At 38.6% G+C, this 16,337-nt stretch carries 15 protein-coding genes and 1 pseudogene; 7 read left to right on the top strand and 9 right to left on the bottom strand.

Translation table 11 applies throughout. The annotated features are described in order from the left end of the window. Positions 1-91 precede the first annotated feature (91 nt). Genes rlmN through ispG form a run of 3 tightly spaced genes read left to right on the top strand, consistent with a single transcriptional unit; the run spans position 92 to position 2,536 of the window. The gene (gene rlmN, locus P8M52_RS02060) at positions 92-1,165 is read left to right on the top strand and encodes a 23S rRNA (adenine(2503)-C(2))-methyltransferase RlmN (RefSeq protein ID WP_300306621.1); all 1,074 of its coding nucleotides are present in this window, start codon (positions 92-94) and stop codon (positions 1,163-1,165) included. Further along, a complete protein-coding gene (locus P8M52_RS02055; RefSeq protein ID WP_300306618.1) occupies positions 1,149-1,451 on the top strand; it encodes a hypothetical protein in 303 nt (100 codons plus the stop codon). Before rlmN ends, P8M52_RS02055 begins: the two co-directional genes overlap by 17 nt. After that, complete coding sequence (ispG, locus tag P8M52_RS02050) at positions 1,448-2,536, top strand: flavodoxin-dependent (E)-4-hydroxy-3-methylbut-2-enyl-diphosphate synthase (protein ID WP_300306615.1); 1,089 nt, start codon at positions 1,448-1,450, stop codon at positions 2,534-2,536. The genes P8M52_RS02055 and ispG overlap by 4 nt, the downstream gene beginning before the upstream one ends. On the opposite strand, the gene P8M52_RS02045 is transcribed toward ispG, so the two are convergent. Then, positions 2,537-3,025 carry a DUF2062 domain-containing protein gene (locus tag P8M52_RS02045; protein ID WP_300306612.1) on the bottom strand — a complete coding sequence of 163 codons (489 nt, stop codon included), beginning with the start codon at positions 3,023-3,025 and terminating at the stop codon, positions 2,537-2,539. Next, positions 3,022-4,827 carry a 1-deoxy-D-xylulose-5-phosphate synthase gene (gene dxs, locus P8M52_RS02040; protein WP_300306692.1) on the bottom strand — a complete coding sequence of 602 codons (1,806 nt, stop codon included), beginning with the start codon at positions 4,825-4,827 and terminating at the stop codon, positions 3,022-3,024. The genes P8M52_RS02045 and dxs overlap by 4 nt, the downstream gene beginning before the upstream one ends. A gap of 153 nt (positions 4,828-4,980) precedes the next feature. Here dxs and P8M52_RS02035 point away from each other — a divergent pair, with 153 nt between their 5' ends. From P8M52_RS02035 to grxD, 3 genes are read left to right on the top strand one after another with little or no spacing between them, the layout of a single operon-like run. Then, positions 4,981-5,949 (top strand): rhodanese-related sulfurtransferase, encoded by a 969-nt coding sequence (locus tag P8M52_RS02035; protein ID WP_300306609.1) that lies wholly within the window; start codon positions 4,981-4,983, stop codon positions 5,947-5,949. After that, positions 5,949-6,539 carry a methyltransferase gene (locus P8M52_RS02030; RefSeq protein ID WP_300306606.1) on the top strand — a complete coding sequence of 197 codons (591 nt, stop codon included), beginning with the start codon at positions 5,949-5,951 and terminating at the stop codon, positions 6,537-6,539. Before P8M52_RS02035 ends, P8M52_RS02030 begins: the two co-directional genes overlap by 1 nt. Before the next feature lie 56 nt (positions 6,540-6,595). Beyond that, entirely contained in the window at positions 6,596-6,925 is a 330-nt protein-coding gene (gene grxD, locus P8M52_RS02025) for a Grx4 family monothiol glutaredoxin (protein ID WP_300306603.1), read from the top strand. Positions 6,926-6,944: 19 nt separating this feature from the next. Here grxD and P8M52_RS02020 read toward each other — a convergent pair whose 3' ends face one another. Beyond that, positions 6,945-7,595 carry a SprT family zinc-dependent metalloprotease gene (locus P8M52_RS02020; RefSeq protein WP_300306599.1) on the bottom strand — a complete coding sequence of 217 codons (651 nt, stop codon included), beginning with the start codon at positions 7,593-7,595 and terminating at the stop codon, positions 6,945-6,947. A 162-nt stretch (positions 7,596-7,757) separates the two neighbouring features. Between P8M52_RS02020 and P8M52_RS02015 the strand changes: the two genes are divergently transcribed. Next, positions 7,758-8,201: a YtoQ family protein gene (locus P8M52_RS02015; protein ID WP_300306596.1), complete on the top strand. Its 444-nt coding sequence runs from the start codon at positions 7,758-7,760 to the stop codon at positions 8,199-8,201. Positions 8,202-8,256: 55 nt separating this feature from the next. Here the strand turns inward: P8M52_RS02015 and purL are convergent, their stop codons facing one another. From purL to P8M52_RS01985, 6 genes and pseudogenes are all read right to left on the bottom strand, one after another. After that, on the bottom strand, positions 8,257-12,087 hold the full coding sequence (gene purL / locus P8M52_RS02010; RefSeq protein ID WP_300306593.1) for a phosphoribosylformylglycinamidine synthase: 3,831 nt from the start codon (positions 12,085-12,087) through the stop codon (positions 8,257-8,259). After that, the gene (locus tag P8M52_RS02005; protein ID WP_300306590.1) at positions 12,084-12,827 is read right to left on the bottom strand and encodes a YebC/PmpR family DNA-binding transcriptional regulator; all 744 of its coding nucleotides are present in this window, start codon (positions 12,825-12,827) and stop codon (positions 12,084-12,086) included. The genes purL and P8M52_RS02005 overlap by 4 nt, the downstream gene beginning before the upstream one ends. Positions 12,828-12,880: 53 nt before the next feature. Beyond that, the gene (gene nadA, locus P8M52_RS02000) at positions 12,881-13,831 is read right to left on the bottom strand and encodes a quinolinate synthase NadA (protein WP_300306587.1); all 951 of its coding nucleotides are present in this window, start codon (positions 13,829-13,831) and stop codon (positions 12,881-12,883) included. Between the two features lie 5 nt (positions 13,832-13,836). Further along, entirely contained in the window at positions 13,837-15,588 is a 1,752-nt protein-coding gene (gene aspS, locus P8M52_RS01995) for an aspartate--tRNA ligase (protein ID WP_300306584.1), read from the bottom strand. 15 nt (positions 15,589-15,603) lie between these two features. Further along, a complete protein-coding gene (locus P8M52_RS01990) occupies positions 15,604-16,200 on the bottom strand; it encodes a DUF502 domain-containing protein (protein WP_300306581.1) in 597 nt (198 codons plus the stop codon). A 56-nt stretch (positions 16,201-16,256) separates the two neighbouring features. After that, a pseudogene (locus P8M52_RS01985) lies at positions 16,257-16,337 on the bottom strand (methionine aminopeptidase); the annotation flags it as partial.

Raw genomic sequence — 16,337 nt, 5'->3', positions numbered from 1 at the left:
CTTCGGGTGCTTTTTTTACGTCTAAATATTTTCTGAGTAGTGCAAGCTTATCTTGTAAAATTAATATACTTTTTTCTTGACTATTTTTATTATGAACGAGAAGCAAAATCTATTAAATTATAACCAACAAGCTCTGAACGATTTTTTTGCTAAATTGGGTGAAAAGCCTTATCGTACTAAGCAAATAATGAAATGGATTTATAAAGATCATGTATTTGATTTTAATCAAATGCTTAATCTAAGTAAAAAGCTTAGAGAGCAGTTAACTGAAATAGCTTGCATTGATTTTCCTACAGTAGTAAGTAAGAATCATGCGCTTGATGGGGTAGTGAAGTGGGTGATTGACATGGGCAGTGAAAACAATGTTGAAATGGTCTATATTCCTGAAAAAGATCGCGGCACTTTATGTATCTCTTCTCAAGTAGGTTGCGCCTTAGCTTGTACATTTTGCTCAACTGGTTATCAAGGCTTTAATCGAAATCTATCAACAGCGGAAATCATTGCTCAAGTTTTAATTGCTAATTTGCATTTAACGTCAAGTGGCAAGCGAATTTCTAATGTCGTATTTATGGGTATGGGTGAACCGATGCTTAATGAGGAGGCAGTTTATAGTGCTTGTGATTTATTGTTAGATGATTTATCCTTTGGATTGTCTCGCCGAAAAGTGACTATTTCTAGTTCAGGTGTTGTGCCTGCATTGGAGCGAATGAGTGAGAGGGTGCCAGTCAGTTTGGCAATTTCTCTACACGCGCCAACCGATGATCTACGTGATGAGCTGGTACCCATTAATAAGAAATATCCTATTAAAGAGTTAATGCGAGCTTGCGATGTCTATCTGAATGCTGGCACGCAAGAGCGTCATATTTTGTTTGAATATGTTATGCTCAAAGGTGTGAATGATTCCCAGCAGCACGCCGAACAGTTGGCTAAATTATTAAAAGGCGTATCTGCTAAGGTTAATTTAATTCCATTTAACCCTTTCCCTCAATCAGAATATCAAGTATCTAGTGTCAGGACGATTGAGAAGTTTCAAAATATTTTGTTTTCGCAAGGTATTCGTACAATGACTCGTCGTACACGGGGAGAAGATGTTGACGCAGCATGCGGTCAATTAGCTGGTAAAGTTAAAGATAAAACTAAGCGTACTGATGCTAGACGGAATTGACTACTATCCCCGAAAAACTAAAAAGAAGCCTAAATTAATGATCTGGATTTTAGGCTTAACTATTGTATTAATAGTCTTATATACTATTGTTCAAAACCTTTCAACGTTCACTCAAGAGGCTAATAGCAAAACCTTAATTGTGATTAGTAAAGGTGAAAAGCCAACCGTTACTACTAATAGTAGTATTATAATTAAATCTAACCAAACCTATCAGCCCAAGATTGACTCTCGAGTCAAAAGTGACAAAGGACTAGATGAACTTATTCAAACATTTGAACAGCAATGAAGCCAATACATACGATAACTAGAAGAAAATCCCGTCAAATTTTTGTTGGCAATGTAGCTATTGGGGGCGATGCACCAATCTCAGTTCAAAGTATGACAAATACACAAACAACAGATGTTGAAGCAACAGTACAACAAATCAAAGCAATTGAGAATGCTGGTGCTGACTTGGTGCGGGTTTCTGTACCTACGATGGAGGCGGCAGAAGCCTTTAAAGAAATTAAAAAGCAAGCTAATATTCCACTCATTACTGACATTCATTTTGATTATAAAATTGCACTCAAGGTAGCAGAATATGGGGCTGATTGTTTACGCATAAATCCTGGCAATATTGGCCGTGAAGATCGAGTTCGTGAAGTGGTGGCCTCAGCCAAAGATCATGGTATTCCGATTAGGATTGGTGTTAATGCAGGCTCACTCGAAAAGGATCTGCAAAAGAAGTATACTGAACCAACACCTGAGGCGATGGTAGAGTCAGCTTTTCGACATATCGACATCTTAGATCGACTTAATTTTGATAACTATAAAATATCTCTTAAGGCTAGTGAAATCTTTATGACGGTATTTGCTTATAAACAGCTGGCTTCTCAAATTGATAACCCACTACATTTAGGTATTACTGAGGCAGGTTCATTACGTTCAGGCACGGTTAAATCTGCCATAGGCTTAGGTTTGTTATTAGCAGAGGGTATCGGTGACACCATTCGTGTTTCTCTAGCTTCTGATCCTGTTGATGAAGTGCGTGTTGGCTTTGATATTCTTAAATCCTTAGGGTTAAGACAGAAGGGCGTTAATTTAATTGCTTGTCCTTCATGTTCACGTCAAAAATTCGATGTCGTAAAGGTAGTTAACGAGCTAGAAGCGCGCCTAGAAGATATTAATGAGCCGATTGATGCGGCAGTTATTGGTTGTGTGGTTAATGGCCCTGGTGAAGCAAAAGCAGTATCAGTGGGTTTAACAGGTGGTGAACCAAATTTGATGTATGTCGATGGAAAAACTTACACAAAAGTGACTAATGAAAACCTAGTGGACGCTCTAGAAGAGAAAATTAGAGCTCAGCTAAAGCTTAATTTAGACAATTTATAGTTAGCGAAGACGCCGATAAACGCGATAGCGGTAAATTAACTGTATGCCAAAGTATCCAATGATCGAGCTTAATGTAGATACAATCAAACAACCTAATAAAAACGGCTGCCAAATGGTATCAAAGACTTGCCAGATATATTCTGGTGACACTACAAAGTCAGATTCTATTTGTACACCCAATAGCCAAGCGCCTAACTTATAGCATCCATAATAGATAGGTGCCATGGTAATTGGATTGGTAATCCACACTAATGCAATTGATAAGGGTAGATTGGCACTCACAATAACAGCCACTGGCGCTGCTAATAGCATTTGAAATGGCACTGGGATAAAGGCACAGAAAAGACCTACTGCAAACGCTTTAGAAATTGATTTTCGATTAAAGTTCCACAAACTAGGATCATGCAAGTGTTCACTTAACCAGCCTAGGCGCTTATGCTTTTTAATATCACCTGCATTAGGACTGTAACGTTTAAGTATTTTCTTCATGAATAGCTTGCATTGACAATACCATCTGCATCCAGGCCGTAAAGATGATAAAGTTCAGTCTGAGAGCCTTGCTCTGTAAACTGATCTGGCAGTCCAAGAATTTTTAACGAGATTGAAAGGTTTTGATTGTGTAAAAATTCACTAATTGCACTACCAGCACCACCGTTGATAGCATTATCTTCAATAGAAATAAATTGAGTATGATCATTGGTCAGTTCAATGAGTAGTGCTTCATCAAGTGGCTTCACAAAACGCATATCAACTACTGTCGCATTAATTTTATTGCCTGCATCAAGTGCAGCTTCCAGCATGGTTCCAAAGGCAAGAATGGCAACATCAGAGCCTCGGCGAATAACCTCGGCCTTGCCAATTTCTATTTGTTCAATACTTGTATAGTTTTTAACATTAGAAGCACCTCTAGGGTAGCGTACACAAACTGTACCAGATGAATTAAATGCTGTATTTAACATTTGATACATTTGTTTGGCATTGCTGGGAGACATGATGGTGAGGTTGGGGATGCAGCGTAAATAACTTAAATCAAAACACCCTGCATGAGTAGCACCATCACTACCAACAAGGCCTGCACGATCAATGGCAAATACCAAGTTTAAATCTTGTAAGGCAACATCATGAATAAGCTGATCATACCCACGTTGTAAGAAGGTTGAGTAAATAGCAACAATAGGCTTTAAGCCTTGAGTCGCCAAACCAGCAGCAAAAGTAATTGCATGCTGCTCAGCAATGCCAACATCAAAATATTGATTTGGAAATTTTTGTTCAAATTTACTCATGCCTGAGCCTGTACACATTGCAGGTGTAATGGCAATTAAGTTTGTATGATTGCTAGCAGTGTCGTTCAGCCACTGGCCAAATACACTACTATAACTTGGCAGGGTGCTTGCTGTTGTTTCAGAAGGTGTAACGCCATGAAATTTGCAAGGGTCTTGTTCAGCACTTTCAAGGCCATTGCCTTTTTTGGTGATAATATGTAATAAACGCGGCCTATTTTGAACCTTTAGGTTTTGTAATGTTTTAACCAGAGTTGGTAAATCATGTCCATCAATAGGGCCAAAATAATCAAGGCCCAGCTCTTCAAATAGAGTACTTGGTAATACCATGCCTTTTAAATGCTCTTCTGATCGCTTAGCAAATTCATGAACCATTGGCATTTTTTCTAAAAATCCTAAAGATTTGCTTTTCATGGTGGAATAAGTCTTACCAGAAATTAATTTGGTTAAATATTTATTCATGGCGCCGACATTTTTAGAGATACTCATATCGTTGTCATTCAAAATAATCAGTAGATCTGCATCAGAATCACCAGCATGATTAAGTGCCTCAAACGACATGCCGCCTGTTAAAGCGCCATCGCCAATAACAGCAATTGATTTATTGTGGTTTTGTAGAATGTTATTGGCAATGGCTATGCCAAGTGCAGCACTAATAGAGGTGGAAGAGTGGCCGGCACCAAAACTGTCGTGCTCGCTTTCAGCACGCTTGGTAAAACCTGACAGTCCGTCTTTTTGACGTAAAGAATGCATTCTGTCAAGACGTCCAGTTAGAATTTTATGAGTATAAGCTTGATGACCTACATCAAAAACAAAGCTGTCATTAGGTGTGTTAAATACATAATGCATGGCCAGCGTTATTTCAACAGTGCCTAAGTTCGACGCTAGATGCCCACCTGTTTTTTGAATGTTTTCAATCAAAAATTCACGAATTTCATCCGCTAGAGATTGCAACTGGGTTAAATCCAGTTGTTTAATATCTTGAGGAGATTTAATTGAATTTAGCAATATTGAAAAAAAATAGTTACAAAAAAGGTTCTGTTATTATACGGATGTTGAGTTTGACTGATAATATGCTTTAAGGCAATCATGGTAAATAACCTTATTATTCAATGATATTATGGCTTTACGGTAAAATAGATTTTTTTTCTTAATTAAAGTTGTATGTTTACAGTTTGCGCTCTATATCAGTTTGTACGTTTGGATGATTTTGAAAAATTTAGAGAGCCGTTACGTGAGTTAATGGTTGATTTAGAGATTAAGGGAACTGTTTTATTGGCTTTAGAGGGTTTGAATGGCACTGTAGCTGGAACACAAGACTCTATTGACGCCTTCTTAAAATTTTTAGATGAAGATGGACGTTTTGACCATTTAGAAATTAAATTTTCATATAGTGATAAGCTTCCTTTTAAGCGTTTAAAAGTTAAGTTGAAAAAGGAAATTGTGACACTTGGAGTCTCAGGGATTGATCCTAAAGAGTCTGTTGGCACTTACGTATCACCACAAGATTGGAATGATTTGATTAGCGACCCTGATGTTATATTAATAGACACTAGAAATAATTATGAATATGAGATTGGCAGCTTTAAAGGAGCTATTAATCCTAGTACGGAAACCTTTCGCGAGTTTCCAGAGTATACTAAAAATAATTTAGAGCAGTATCGGGGCAAGAAAGTAGCGATGTTCTGTACAGGTGGTATCCGTTGTGAAAAATCAACCGCCTATTTAAAAACTCAAGGTTTTGACACGGTATACCATTTGCATGGTGGTATTCTTAAGTATCTTGAACAAATGCCTGAACAAGACAGCATGTGGGAAGGCGAATGTTTTGTATTTGATGATCGAGTAGCAGTAAAACATAATCTTGAACAGGGTCAATATGACCAATGCCATGCTTGTAGATATCCTATTACTGCTGAAGATAAAAATCACAAACATTATGAAAAAGGCGTATCTTGTCCTCGTTGCTATGGATCTAAAAGCGAAGATCAAGTGAATCGATACCGTGAAAGAGAAAAGCAAATTCAATTGGCAGAAAAAAGAGGCGAAGATCATATTGGAGATAATGCCAGTCAAATGATTGCTGCTAAGGCAAAGAAGAAAGCACTTAAAAAACAACAACAAGATACCTAATGTTTACCAGACAAGATATTCCTAAACTAAAACAAGAACTCAACATTCAAGCCAACTTATTAGGCCATGATTTAACTCTTAAAACACGCTGGGGTGTATTTAGCCCAAGAGCCATTGATGATGGTACAGTCATGTTTATGAAATATCTTGATATCGCAACAGATGACAAATGTTTAGATTTAGGTTGCGGTTATGGTCCTATAGGCTTAAGTGTGGCCAAGTCATGCCCTAGAGGAGAGGTGCATATGGTAGATAAAGATTTTATTGCTATCGAATTATCTAATGCAAATGCCAAGCTTAACCACATTGATAATGCTCAAGCTTACCTCTCCGATGCATTTTCTGCAGTTGGTAAGAGTAATTATTTTGATCAGGTGTTGTCAAATGTCCCTGCTAAAGTGGGTAGAGAACAATTAAGTATTATATTGTATGATGCATATGACGCTTTAAAACCAGGTGGAACCATTACTTTTGTCACAATTAATGGTTTAAGGCATTTTATTAAAGATAACTTTAAATCGGTTTTTGGTAATTATAAAAAATTAAAACAAGGATCAAAATACACAATTGCTCAGGCAATTAAACAATAAAATCATAATATAAGAGTAAAATACTAAACTTTTACGCACATATAAAGGAGTAAGTAATGGAAATAATGGAAAGAATTCAAGCGCAAGTTGATAGTGCACCGATTGTTTTGTATATGAAAGGTACACCACAATTTCCACAATGTGGATTTTCAGCAACAGCTGCACAAACTCTTGCTTCAACTGGCGTAGAATTTGCTTATGTTAATATCTTTGAAGACCAAGAAGTTATGCAAAACTTACCGGCATTCCAAGATTGGCCAACTTTTCCACAAATCTATTTCAATTCTGAATTAGTAGGTGGAGGTGATATTATTGTTGAAATGTCGCAAATGGGAACGTTAAAGGTTGCTATGGAAGAAGCATCTTCAAAGTTTAACAATAAATAAATCAGTTAAACTAATTTCGCTATAAGTTTTTTAACTTATGGCCATTTTCTTGAAGCCAGCATTTGCTGGCTTTATAGTTTGGGAGCATCTGACTGACAAAACTCCAGAAATGTTTCGAATGATTTTTGTGTTTAATGTGCGCCAACTCATGCACAATGACATAATCAATCACACTCATGGGTGCTTGAATGAGTAGATAATTAAGATTGATATTATTAACTGCAGAGCATGAGCCCCAAAGTGTTTTTTGCGCCTTAATCCTAACTTGTTGATAGTTTAGTTGATGAAGTTGAGCGTAATAATCCAATCTTGGCAAGGCAACTTTCTCAAAAGTGGTTTTATACCAAGTGTGAAATGCTGATAATCCATCACCTTTTAGGCTAAACATCTTGCCATCAAAGTGGAGGCTGGATGTTTGGTTAGTGTTGTGAATTAACGGATATTGATTGCCCAGATATAAGAAGCACTCCTCTTCCATGTAATTTGGTGATGGTATTATTTTTGATTGAATAGTCCGTTGTTTTTTCTTTATCCATTCAGATTTATCATTTACAAAAGATTCTATTTCCTTAATAGAGAGGTTTTTTGGAGAGCGAATAATGAGCTCTGCTTTAGTATTGATTTGTAAACTCAAAGTTTTACGTTTTGAGCGAATAAGTTGATAGTCCATGGTTACTATTTAACCTGATTCAATATTCCTGTTTCTCTAATATTTTAATAAACTAGCAACTTTAAATAATCATATCAAGTTAAAGCAGTAGCGAACTAGGTTAGAGTTATTCTAATTTTGACGTAAACTTCTATCTTTTTATTATCAACATAGGAATTAAACATGGATTTAAACGTATACCTTTCGGGTGAAATACACACAGACTGGAGACAGCGCTTAAAAGATGGGTGTGCTGCACATAATTTATCGATTGTCTTTACATCTGCTGTCACAGATCATGAGTCTAGCGATGCAGCAGGTGATATGCTTGGTGCAGAAAATGTTAATTATTGGCGCGATCACAAATCCGCAAAAGTTAATGCAATACGCACAAAAACCCTGATTAAAAATTGCGATGTTGCTGTAGTACGTTTTGGTGACAAGTATAAACAATGGAATGCAGCATTTGATGCTGGGTATTGTTCTGCATTAGACAAGCCTTACATCACTCTTCATGATGAAAATATAGTGCACCCGTTGAAGGAAGTTGACGGATCGGCAATGGCGTGGGCAACTACACCAGAGCAAGTTATTGAGATTCTAAAATATGTACTTACCAAAGAGTAAGTTTAAAAGGTCGCATAATGGCGACCTTCATTTTTTGAATTAATTAACTTGAATATCAGTCAACCCAAGCTCTAGCATTTTCAAACATTCTCATCCATGGACTGCGCTCATCCCAATCTTTTGGATGGTGTGAGTGTTGTACCGCTCTAAAGACACGCTCAGGATGTGGCATCATAATAGTAACACGCCCAGAGTCATTGGTAACGCCAGCAACACCCTGGTCAGATCCATTTGGATTGTGTGGGTAAGTTTTGGTGATGGCACCACTGTGATCCACATACTGCAAAGCGATATTATTCGCTTCACCATTTCCAAATGATGCTCTACCTTCGCCGTGAGCAATTGCAATTGGTATGGTTGAGCCAATCATGTCTTTTAAGAAAATTGAATTAGATTCGCCAATCTTAACACTTGAAAAGCGCGCCTCAAATTGCTCTGATAGGTTGCGATTAAAGCTAGGCCAATTTTGTGCACCTGGAATTATCTCAGATAAGTTTGAAATCATCTGGCATCCATTACATACACCTAAAGCAAAACTATCTTCTCGATTAAAGAAAGCTTCGAATTCATCTTTGGCATGTGTATTATAAAGAATCGAACTTGCCCAACCTCTACCTGCGCCTAGTACATCACCATAGGAGAAACCGCCACAAGCAACCAAGCCTTTAAATTCATCTAAAGATAAGCGTCCAGAAAGGATGTCACTCATATGTACGTCAATGGCATCAAATTCTGCCTTGTTAAAGGCAGCACCCATCTCTACTTGGCCATTAATACCTTGTTCTCTAAGGATGGCAATCTTTGGCTTGATATTAGTTTTGATATAAGGGGTAACAACTGATTGATCAATATCAAAGCTTAAGTCAGATAGTATGCCATTAGAAGTCTGACTGATCGCATCAAATTCTTGTTGGGCGCAATCTGGATTATCTCGTAACTTGGCAATTTCATATGACGTTGATGACCAAAGTGTGTGTAGCTTAGCACGCGGTTGCGTGTAAATTACTTGCCCATTGGCAATAATTTCAATTGTATCTAAGTTGTTAATAGTTGCAATTGATTGTGTACAAGATTTAAGTCCTGCAGTGGCTAGAGTATCACTAACTATTTGCTTATGTTCAGATTTCACCTGAATAACGCAGCCAAGTTCCTCATTAAATAAATGCTCAATATTGCCATCCGTTGAAATGGTTAATCCGCAATGTGATGCAAATGCCATTTCTAGTAATGTTGTTATAACACCACCATCACTTCGATCATGATAAGCACTAATTAAGCCGTCTTTATTCAATTGGTTAATGACTGTAAAGAATGATTTAAATATGGCACTATCATCCAAATTTGGCGCAATGTCACCAACTTGATTATAAACTTGTGCCAAACATGAGCCACCCATTCTATTTTGGCCAAAGCCTAAGTCGATCAATAATAATTCAGATTCTGCATCTGTATCAAGTAGTGGGGTTTGTTGTAGTCTAACATCAGGGGTTTTTGCAAAAGCGGTGATAATTAAAGATAAGGGCGAGGTAACCGACTTATCTTCACCATTCTCATTCCAAGAGCTTTTCATACTCATAGAGTCTTTACCCACAGGGACAGTTAACCCAAGTTCAGGACACAAATCCATACCAACTGCTTTAACAGCAGCAAATAATTTGGCGTCTTCACCTTTATGCCCACTGGCACTCATCCAATTAGCGCTTAAGCTAATATCGTGAATATCTGCAACGTAACCACCTAGCATATTGGTTAATGCTTCACCAATAGTCATACGCGCAGCTGAATTTGCATCACACAAAGCAAGCGGAGTGCGCTCACCTAAGGACATAACTTCACCTTTATAGCCAACATAATCAGAGATGGAAATTGCACAGTCAGCCACTGGCACTTGCCAAGGGCCAACAAACTGATCTCGAGCAACCATACCAGTAACACTTCGATCACCAATAGTGATTAAGAAATTTTTACTTGCAACGGTTGGCAATTGTAATACTCGAGTGATGGCATCATCAAGTTGAATGTCGCTAACATCTAATGGACTAAGATCTATGTCATGTGTGACAGCATTAATGTTGGTTTTTGGTGGATTGCCCAATAGTACAGACATTGGCATATCAATAGGCGTATCTGCAAATAATTCATCGCTTAAAACCAACTCTTGTTCTTTGGTTGACTCACCCAACACTGCAAATGGAGCGCGTTCACGTTGACAAATATCGCTAAATAATGCCAAGCTAGATGGGGCGATAGCAAGGACGTAGCGTTCTTGAGATTCGTTGCACCAAATTTCAAGCGGTGACATTTGGTTGTCATCATTAGGAATATTACGCAACTCAAAACGACCACCACGACCTGAATCATTAACCAATTCTGGTAGGCCGTTTGATAAGCCACCGGCACCAATGTCATGAATGGAAATAATTGGATTGTCATTGCCAAGATTAGCACAACGGTCAATCACTTCTTGTGCGCGTCTTTCCATTTCAGGGTTGGCACGTTGTACAGAAGCAAAATCTAAATCTTCGCTTTGTTCACCACTCTTAATACTAGAAGCAGCGCCACCACCAAGACCGATCAACATTGCTGGACCGCCTAAAACAATGATCTTACTACCGACTGGAATTTCACCTTTTTTAATATGCTGTTCTTGAATATGACCAAGTCCGCCTGCAAGCATAATTGGCTTATGATAGCCACGAACATCACCATCTGGTGTTTGTTGTTCATAGCTACGGAAATAGCCTAGCGTATTTGGACGGCCAAATTCATTGTTAAAAGCAGCTGCGCCAATCGGGCCTTCAAGCATAATGTCAAGAGCCGATACAATTTGAGATGGTTTGCCATGATCTACTTCCCATGGCTGAGTAGCGCCGTTAATCTTTAAATTAGAGACACTAAAGCCGCATAAACCAACTTTAGGTTTTGAACCTTGACCAGTAGCGCCTTCATCACGAATTTCACCACCAGAGCCAGTTGCTGCACCTGGGTGTGGCGCAATAGCAGTAGGGTGGTTGTGAGTTTCTACTTTCATTAAAATAGCTCTATGTTCATTTGAGCTGACGTACTTACCTGTTTTGTCAGCATAAAAACGCTCACCTTCGTACCCAGCCATCACTGCAGAGTTGTCTGAATAGACGCTAAGCAACCCTTCAGGGTGCTTGTGATAGGTGTTTCGAATCATAGCAAACAAACTTTTGGCTTGTTCAGTATCATCAATTTTCCAATCAGCGTTAAAAATTTTATGACGACAATGCTCTGAATTTGCTTGAGCAAACATCATGAGTTCAATATCTGTTGGGTTGCGCTCTAGTTTAGTAAAGCTATCAACTAGATAATCAATTTCACCGGTCGATAATGCTAGACCTAATTCAGTATTAGTTTTTTCAAGCGCTACTTTGCCTTGAGTTAGAATATCAACACTAGAAAATACTCGAGGTTCAAAATTAGCAAACACACTGTGTGCATCATCAATACTAGCTAGCTCTGATTCTGTCATTTTGTCCATCACACAGGCTAATACAGCTGATCGGTTGGTTATTTCAGTATCAAAATGATAGACAATAGCGCGCTCAATACGATTAATTTGAGGCATATCACACAAGTGCATAATATCTGTAGCTTTGGAAGACCAAGGAGAAATAGTACCTAGTCTTGGAATGATAATAAGACAAGATGCAGCGCCAGAGATTGTTAATACTTCGCTATAAGATAATAATTGTTCTAGTTGGTTTGTTTTATTTTGATCAAGACTTTCGTTAAGATCGGCCAAGTGAATAAACTCAGCGCCTAAAAGAGTTAGGTCAGGTTGAGCCTGATTAAGTTTAGCTTGTAAAGCTTGAGTTCTAAAAGCGCCTAATGCGCTTATACCTTGATGAATATGAATCATAATTGAGCCATGACCTCTTCAGAGATATCAGCGTTATGGTAAACCTCTTGTGTATCATCAAGATCTTCTAAACGATCAATCAATTTCATGAATTTTTCTGCATCTTGAAGATTTAGTTCTACACGGGTAGATGGCTCCATGGTGACCTCAGCGTGAGCACATTCCAAGCCGGCATCTGTTAGTGCATCTTTCACAGTAAAAAACTCTTCTGGAGAAGTAAGTACATCGATTGATCCATCATCGTTAGTGACTACGTCATCTGCACCTGCGTCCAATGCCGCCTCCATAATCTGGTCTTCATCACTACCTGCAGCAAAACTAATAAAACCTTGTTTAGTAAATAGATAGGACACTGAACCATCAGTACCAAGATTGCCACCATGTTTAGTAAAAGCATGGCGAACATCTGCAACCGTACGATTACGGTTGTCTGTTAACGTGTCAACCATAATTGCTGTACCTGCTAATCCATAACCTTCGTAACGTACCTCGTCATAGTTCTCACCTTCTAAGTCGCCTGACCCACGTTTCACTGCATTTTCAATGGTGTCACGCTTCATATTCGCTGCCAAAGCTTTATCGATAACCATTCTCAGGCCTGGATTATTTTCAATGACACCGCCACCAGATTTAGCGGCAATTACTATCTCTTTAATGAGTTTAGTAAAAATTTTTCCACGTTTAGCATCTTGTGCGCCTTTTCGATGTTGAATATTGTGCCATTTACTATGTCCTGCCATGGTGTTTTCTCCGGTGAATATAGGGGTTGAATTTTACCTTTTATGAGTGATCTTTATGCGGTAAAGTCGAGTAATTTTTGTATAGAAATCTGAGCTTCCTGGTTAATTGAAGCGTCAATTTTTATTTCATTATTGCCAGTTTTGATTGTGCTAAGACAATTATCCAAGGTATTCATTGCCATCCACTCACAGTGAGCACATGATTCACAATCTGCACCTTGGCCAGCCGTTGGTGCTTCGATTAATGTTTTATCAGGTGCAACTTCGTGCATTTTATGAAATATGCCGTTATCTGTAGCAATAATAAAAGTTTGCTCGTCTCGATCTCTGACAGCGTTAATTAATGCGGTAGTTGAACCGATAACATCGGCTAAATCCACCACTGATTGTGGTGATTCAGGATGAACCAATACTGCTGCTTTAGGGTGGTGCGCTTTGAGATTGGCAAGTGCATCAGCCTTAAAACGCTCATGCACAACACATGAGCCTTGCCAAAGTAGCATATCTGCATCTGTTTCATTTTTAACAAAATTACCTAAATGTTTGTCAGGTGCCCACAGTATTTTCTCACCTTGATCTTTAAGATGTTTAACTACCTTAAGAGCACTACCTGAAGTAACAACCCAATCTGCACGCGCTTTAACTGCAGCGCTGGTATTGGCATAAACGACAACAGTGCGATCTGGGTGTTGATCACAAAATTTTGAGAAATCATCAATAGGACAATCTTCGTCTAAAGAGCAAGTCGCAGCTTGGTCAAGCACTAGTACTGTTTTCTCTGGAGATAGAATTTTAGCTGTTTCACCCATAAATTTAACACCAGCAACCACAATGGTATCGGCATTACAATTTTGTCCAAAACGTGCCATCTCTAATGAATCTGAGACAATTCCGCCAGATTCTTCTGCCAAAGTTTGCAGTTCAGCACTCACGTAATAGTGAGCTACCAAAACCGCATTCTTAGCTTTTAACTCTGCCTTTATTTGATCAGTAATACTACTCACAAAATTTAGTCTTTTTTCGGTAAGCTCACTTGCACGCTAAGTTCACGAAGTACTTTTCTTGGAACTTCGGCAGGTGCATCAGTTAATAAACAAGCAGCTGTTTGCGTCTTAGGGAAGGCGATAACATCACGAATAGAGTCACTTCCTGTCATGATCATCACTAAACGATCAAGACCAAATGCCATGCCACCATGAGGTGGACAGCCATATTCAAGTGCATTTAATAAGAAGCCAAATTTATCTTGCGCCTCTTCGTCAGAAATGCCTAATAATTTCAAAACTGTTTGTTGCATCGCAACCTGGTGAATACGAATAGAGCCACCACCCACTTCAGAGCCATTAATAACAAGATCGTAAGCTCTTGATAAAGCACTAGCAGCAGTTTTTTCTAATGTCTCAGCGTCAACACTTGGCGCAGTGAATGGATGGTGAATGGCGCTTAATGAGCCATCATCATTTTGATCAAACATTGGGAAATCAACCACCCAGATAGGCGCCCATTCTTTATCAAATAAATCCATGTCCTTTGCTAATTGTTCACGCAAGTTACCTAATGCCTCGTTAACAATTTTGGTTTTATCAGCACCAAAGAAAATAATATCACCCGTTTGTGCGCCAGTCATTTCAATCACTTTAGCGGTAACATCGTCACCTAAGAATTTCAAAATTGGCGATGCTGGACCATCTTCATTTAGTTTGATATAAGCCAAACCTTTGGCGCCATAAATGCTAACGTATTTTGTGTATTTATCAATTTTCTTACGACTGATAGCAGCGCCACCCGGTACGCGTAGCGCAGCAACACGAGAGTCATCACTACTCGCAGGACCAGAGAATACTTTAAAATCAACGCCTTGCATTAGCTCATTCATGTCAGTCATTTTCATAGGAATACGCATGTCAGGACGATCAACGCCATATAGATGCATTGCATCTGCGTAAGTGATACTAGGGAATTGGTCACCTAGATCAACATCGATTGCATGTTTAAACATGCCACGTGTCATTTCCTCCATCATTGACATAATTTCATCTTCATTCATAAATGAAGTTTCAATATCCAGTTGAGTGAATTCTGGCTGTCGATCAGCACGTAAGTCTTCGTCCCTGAAACATTTAACGATTTGATAGTAACGCTCAAAACCTGACATCATTAACAATTGTTTGAATAATTGTGGTGATTGTGGCAGGGCGAAAAACTCACCTGGATGAGTACGTGAAGGCACTAAATAATCACGCGCACCTTCAGGTGTTGCTTTAGTTAAAAAAGGTGTTTCAATATCTAGGAAATCATTCTCGTCCATGAACTCGCGCATAAAGTGAGTAACTTTTGAACGTAGGCGCATGCGTTTTTGCATCGCGTCGTTGCGTAAATCAAGGTAGCGATACTTAAGTCGAACCTCTTCAGAGGTGTCAGTCGCATCGATCTGGAATGGCACCGGTTTAGAAGCGTTGAGAATTTCAATATTGTTGGCTACGATTTCAATATCGCCAGAAGCAAGCTTAGGGTTGGCCAAGCCTTCACCTCTAGCAATAACAACACCTGTAATTTTAAGTACAAACTCATTTCGAATGGTTTCAGCAAGTGCAAAATCAGCATTATCAGGGTTAATAACAACTTGAGCAATACCTCGTTTATCACGCATATCTAAGAAGATAACGCCACCATGGTCACGACGGCGATTAACCCAGCCACAAATTTCAACCGTTTGATCGATATTTTCTTTGTTTAATTCGCCACAATAATTTGTTCTCATAGTTTTTCCTTTTGATTATTTGCTTGGTTCTACCACGCCGGTAGAGATAATAAGTTTAAATGCTTCATCAACACTCATGTCTAGTTCGATTGCTTCGCTTTTTGGTAGCATGATGAAAAATCCTGAGGTTGGGTTTGGTGTCGTTGGAACATAGATATTAATAATTTCTTCGCCAATTTTATCTGCAACTTCACCCTGATAATCTCCTGTTTGAAAGGCAATTGTCCACATACCTTTGCGCGGATATTCAACTAGTAGTGCTTTTTTAAAACTATTGCCAGAAGGGCTTAAAACGGTATCAGAGAGTTGTTTTAAAGCTTTATAAATACCACGGAATCCAGGAATCTTATCTAAGAGTTTTTCCCATAGTTGGACTAGCCTGCGACCAATAAAGTTATTGACTAATGTACCAGTTAGCATAATGATGAGTATTACCCAAATAATGCCCGATCCAGGAATGGCGCTTCCTAGATTAAATAAGGCTTCGGGTAAATATTCTGGCGGCACAATGTCATTAACAAGCTCTAAAAAGAACTTGATAACGACAATACTTAAGCCTAATGGAATCCAAAAAAGTAGGCCGGAGATAAAATAATTTCTTAGGTTTTTCAACGCTTAGATTTATACAACAATAAAAAACACTTATTTTAGCACATGCAGCTAGCTGCTTAGATATCCTCTTCAGCTCTTAGTGTGAGGATTTCATAGCCATCTTTAGTAACCAGAATGGTGTGTTCCCATTGAGCTGA

The organism is Candidatus Thioglobus sp., assembly GCF_029243085.1.
In the GTDB taxonomy this organism is placed as follows: domain Bacteria; phylum Pseudomonadota; class Gammaproteobacteria; order PS1; family Pseudothioglobaceae; genus Thioglobus_A.
The sequence above is the reverse complement of the archived record's forward strand: the minus strand, read 5'-3'. Positions and strand labels throughout refer to the sequence as shown.

Excerpts from the sequence above, each read along its gene's own strand:
- rlmN (WP_300306621.1), top strand. The coding sequence starts at position 92 with ATGAACGAGAAGCAAAATCTATTAAATTATAACCAACAAGCTCTGAAC.
- P8M52_RS02055 (WP_300306618.1), top strand. The coding sequence starts at position 1,149 with ATGCTAGACGGAATTGACTACTATCCCCGAAAAACTAAAAAGAAGCCT.
- ispG (WP_300306615.1), top strand. The coding sequence starts at position 1,448 with ATGAAGCCAATACATACGATAACTAGAAGAAAATCCCGTCAAATTTTT.
- P8M52_RS02045 (WP_300306612.1), bottom strand. The coding sequence starts at position 3,025 with ATGAAGAAAATACTTAAACGTTACAGTCCTAATGCAGGTGATATTAAA.
- P8M52_RS02035 (WP_300306609.1), top strand. The coding sequence starts at position 4,981 with ATGTTTACAGTTTGCGCTCTATATCAGTTTGTACGTTTGGATGATTTT.
- P8M52_RS02030 (WP_300306606.1), top strand. The coding sequence starts at position 5,949 with ATGTTTACCAGACAAGATATTCCTAAACTAAAACAAGAACTCAACATT.
- grxD (WP_300306603.1), top strand. The coding sequence starts at position 6,596 with ATGGAAATAATGGAAAGAATTCAAGCGCAAGTTGATAGTGCACCGATT.
- P8M52_RS02020 (WP_300306599.1), bottom strand. The coding sequence starts at position 7,595 with ATGGACTATCAACTTATTCGCTCAAAACGTAAAACTTTGAGTTTACAA.
- P8M52_RS02015 (WP_300306596.1), top strand. The coding sequence starts at position 7,758 with ATGGATTTAAACGTATACCTTTCGGGTGAAATACACACAGACTGGAGA.
- purL (WP_300306593.1), bottom strand. The coding sequence starts at position 12,087 with ATGATTCATATTCATCAAGGTATAAGCGCATTAGGCGCTTTTAGAACT.
- P8M52_RS02005 (WP_300306590.1), bottom strand. The coding sequence starts at position 12,827 with ATGGCAGGACATAGTAAATGGCACAATATTCAACATCGAAAAGGCGCA.
- aspS (WP_300306584.1), bottom strand. The coding sequence starts at position 15,588 with ATGAGAACAAATTATTGTGGCGAATTAAACAAAGAAAATATCGATCAA.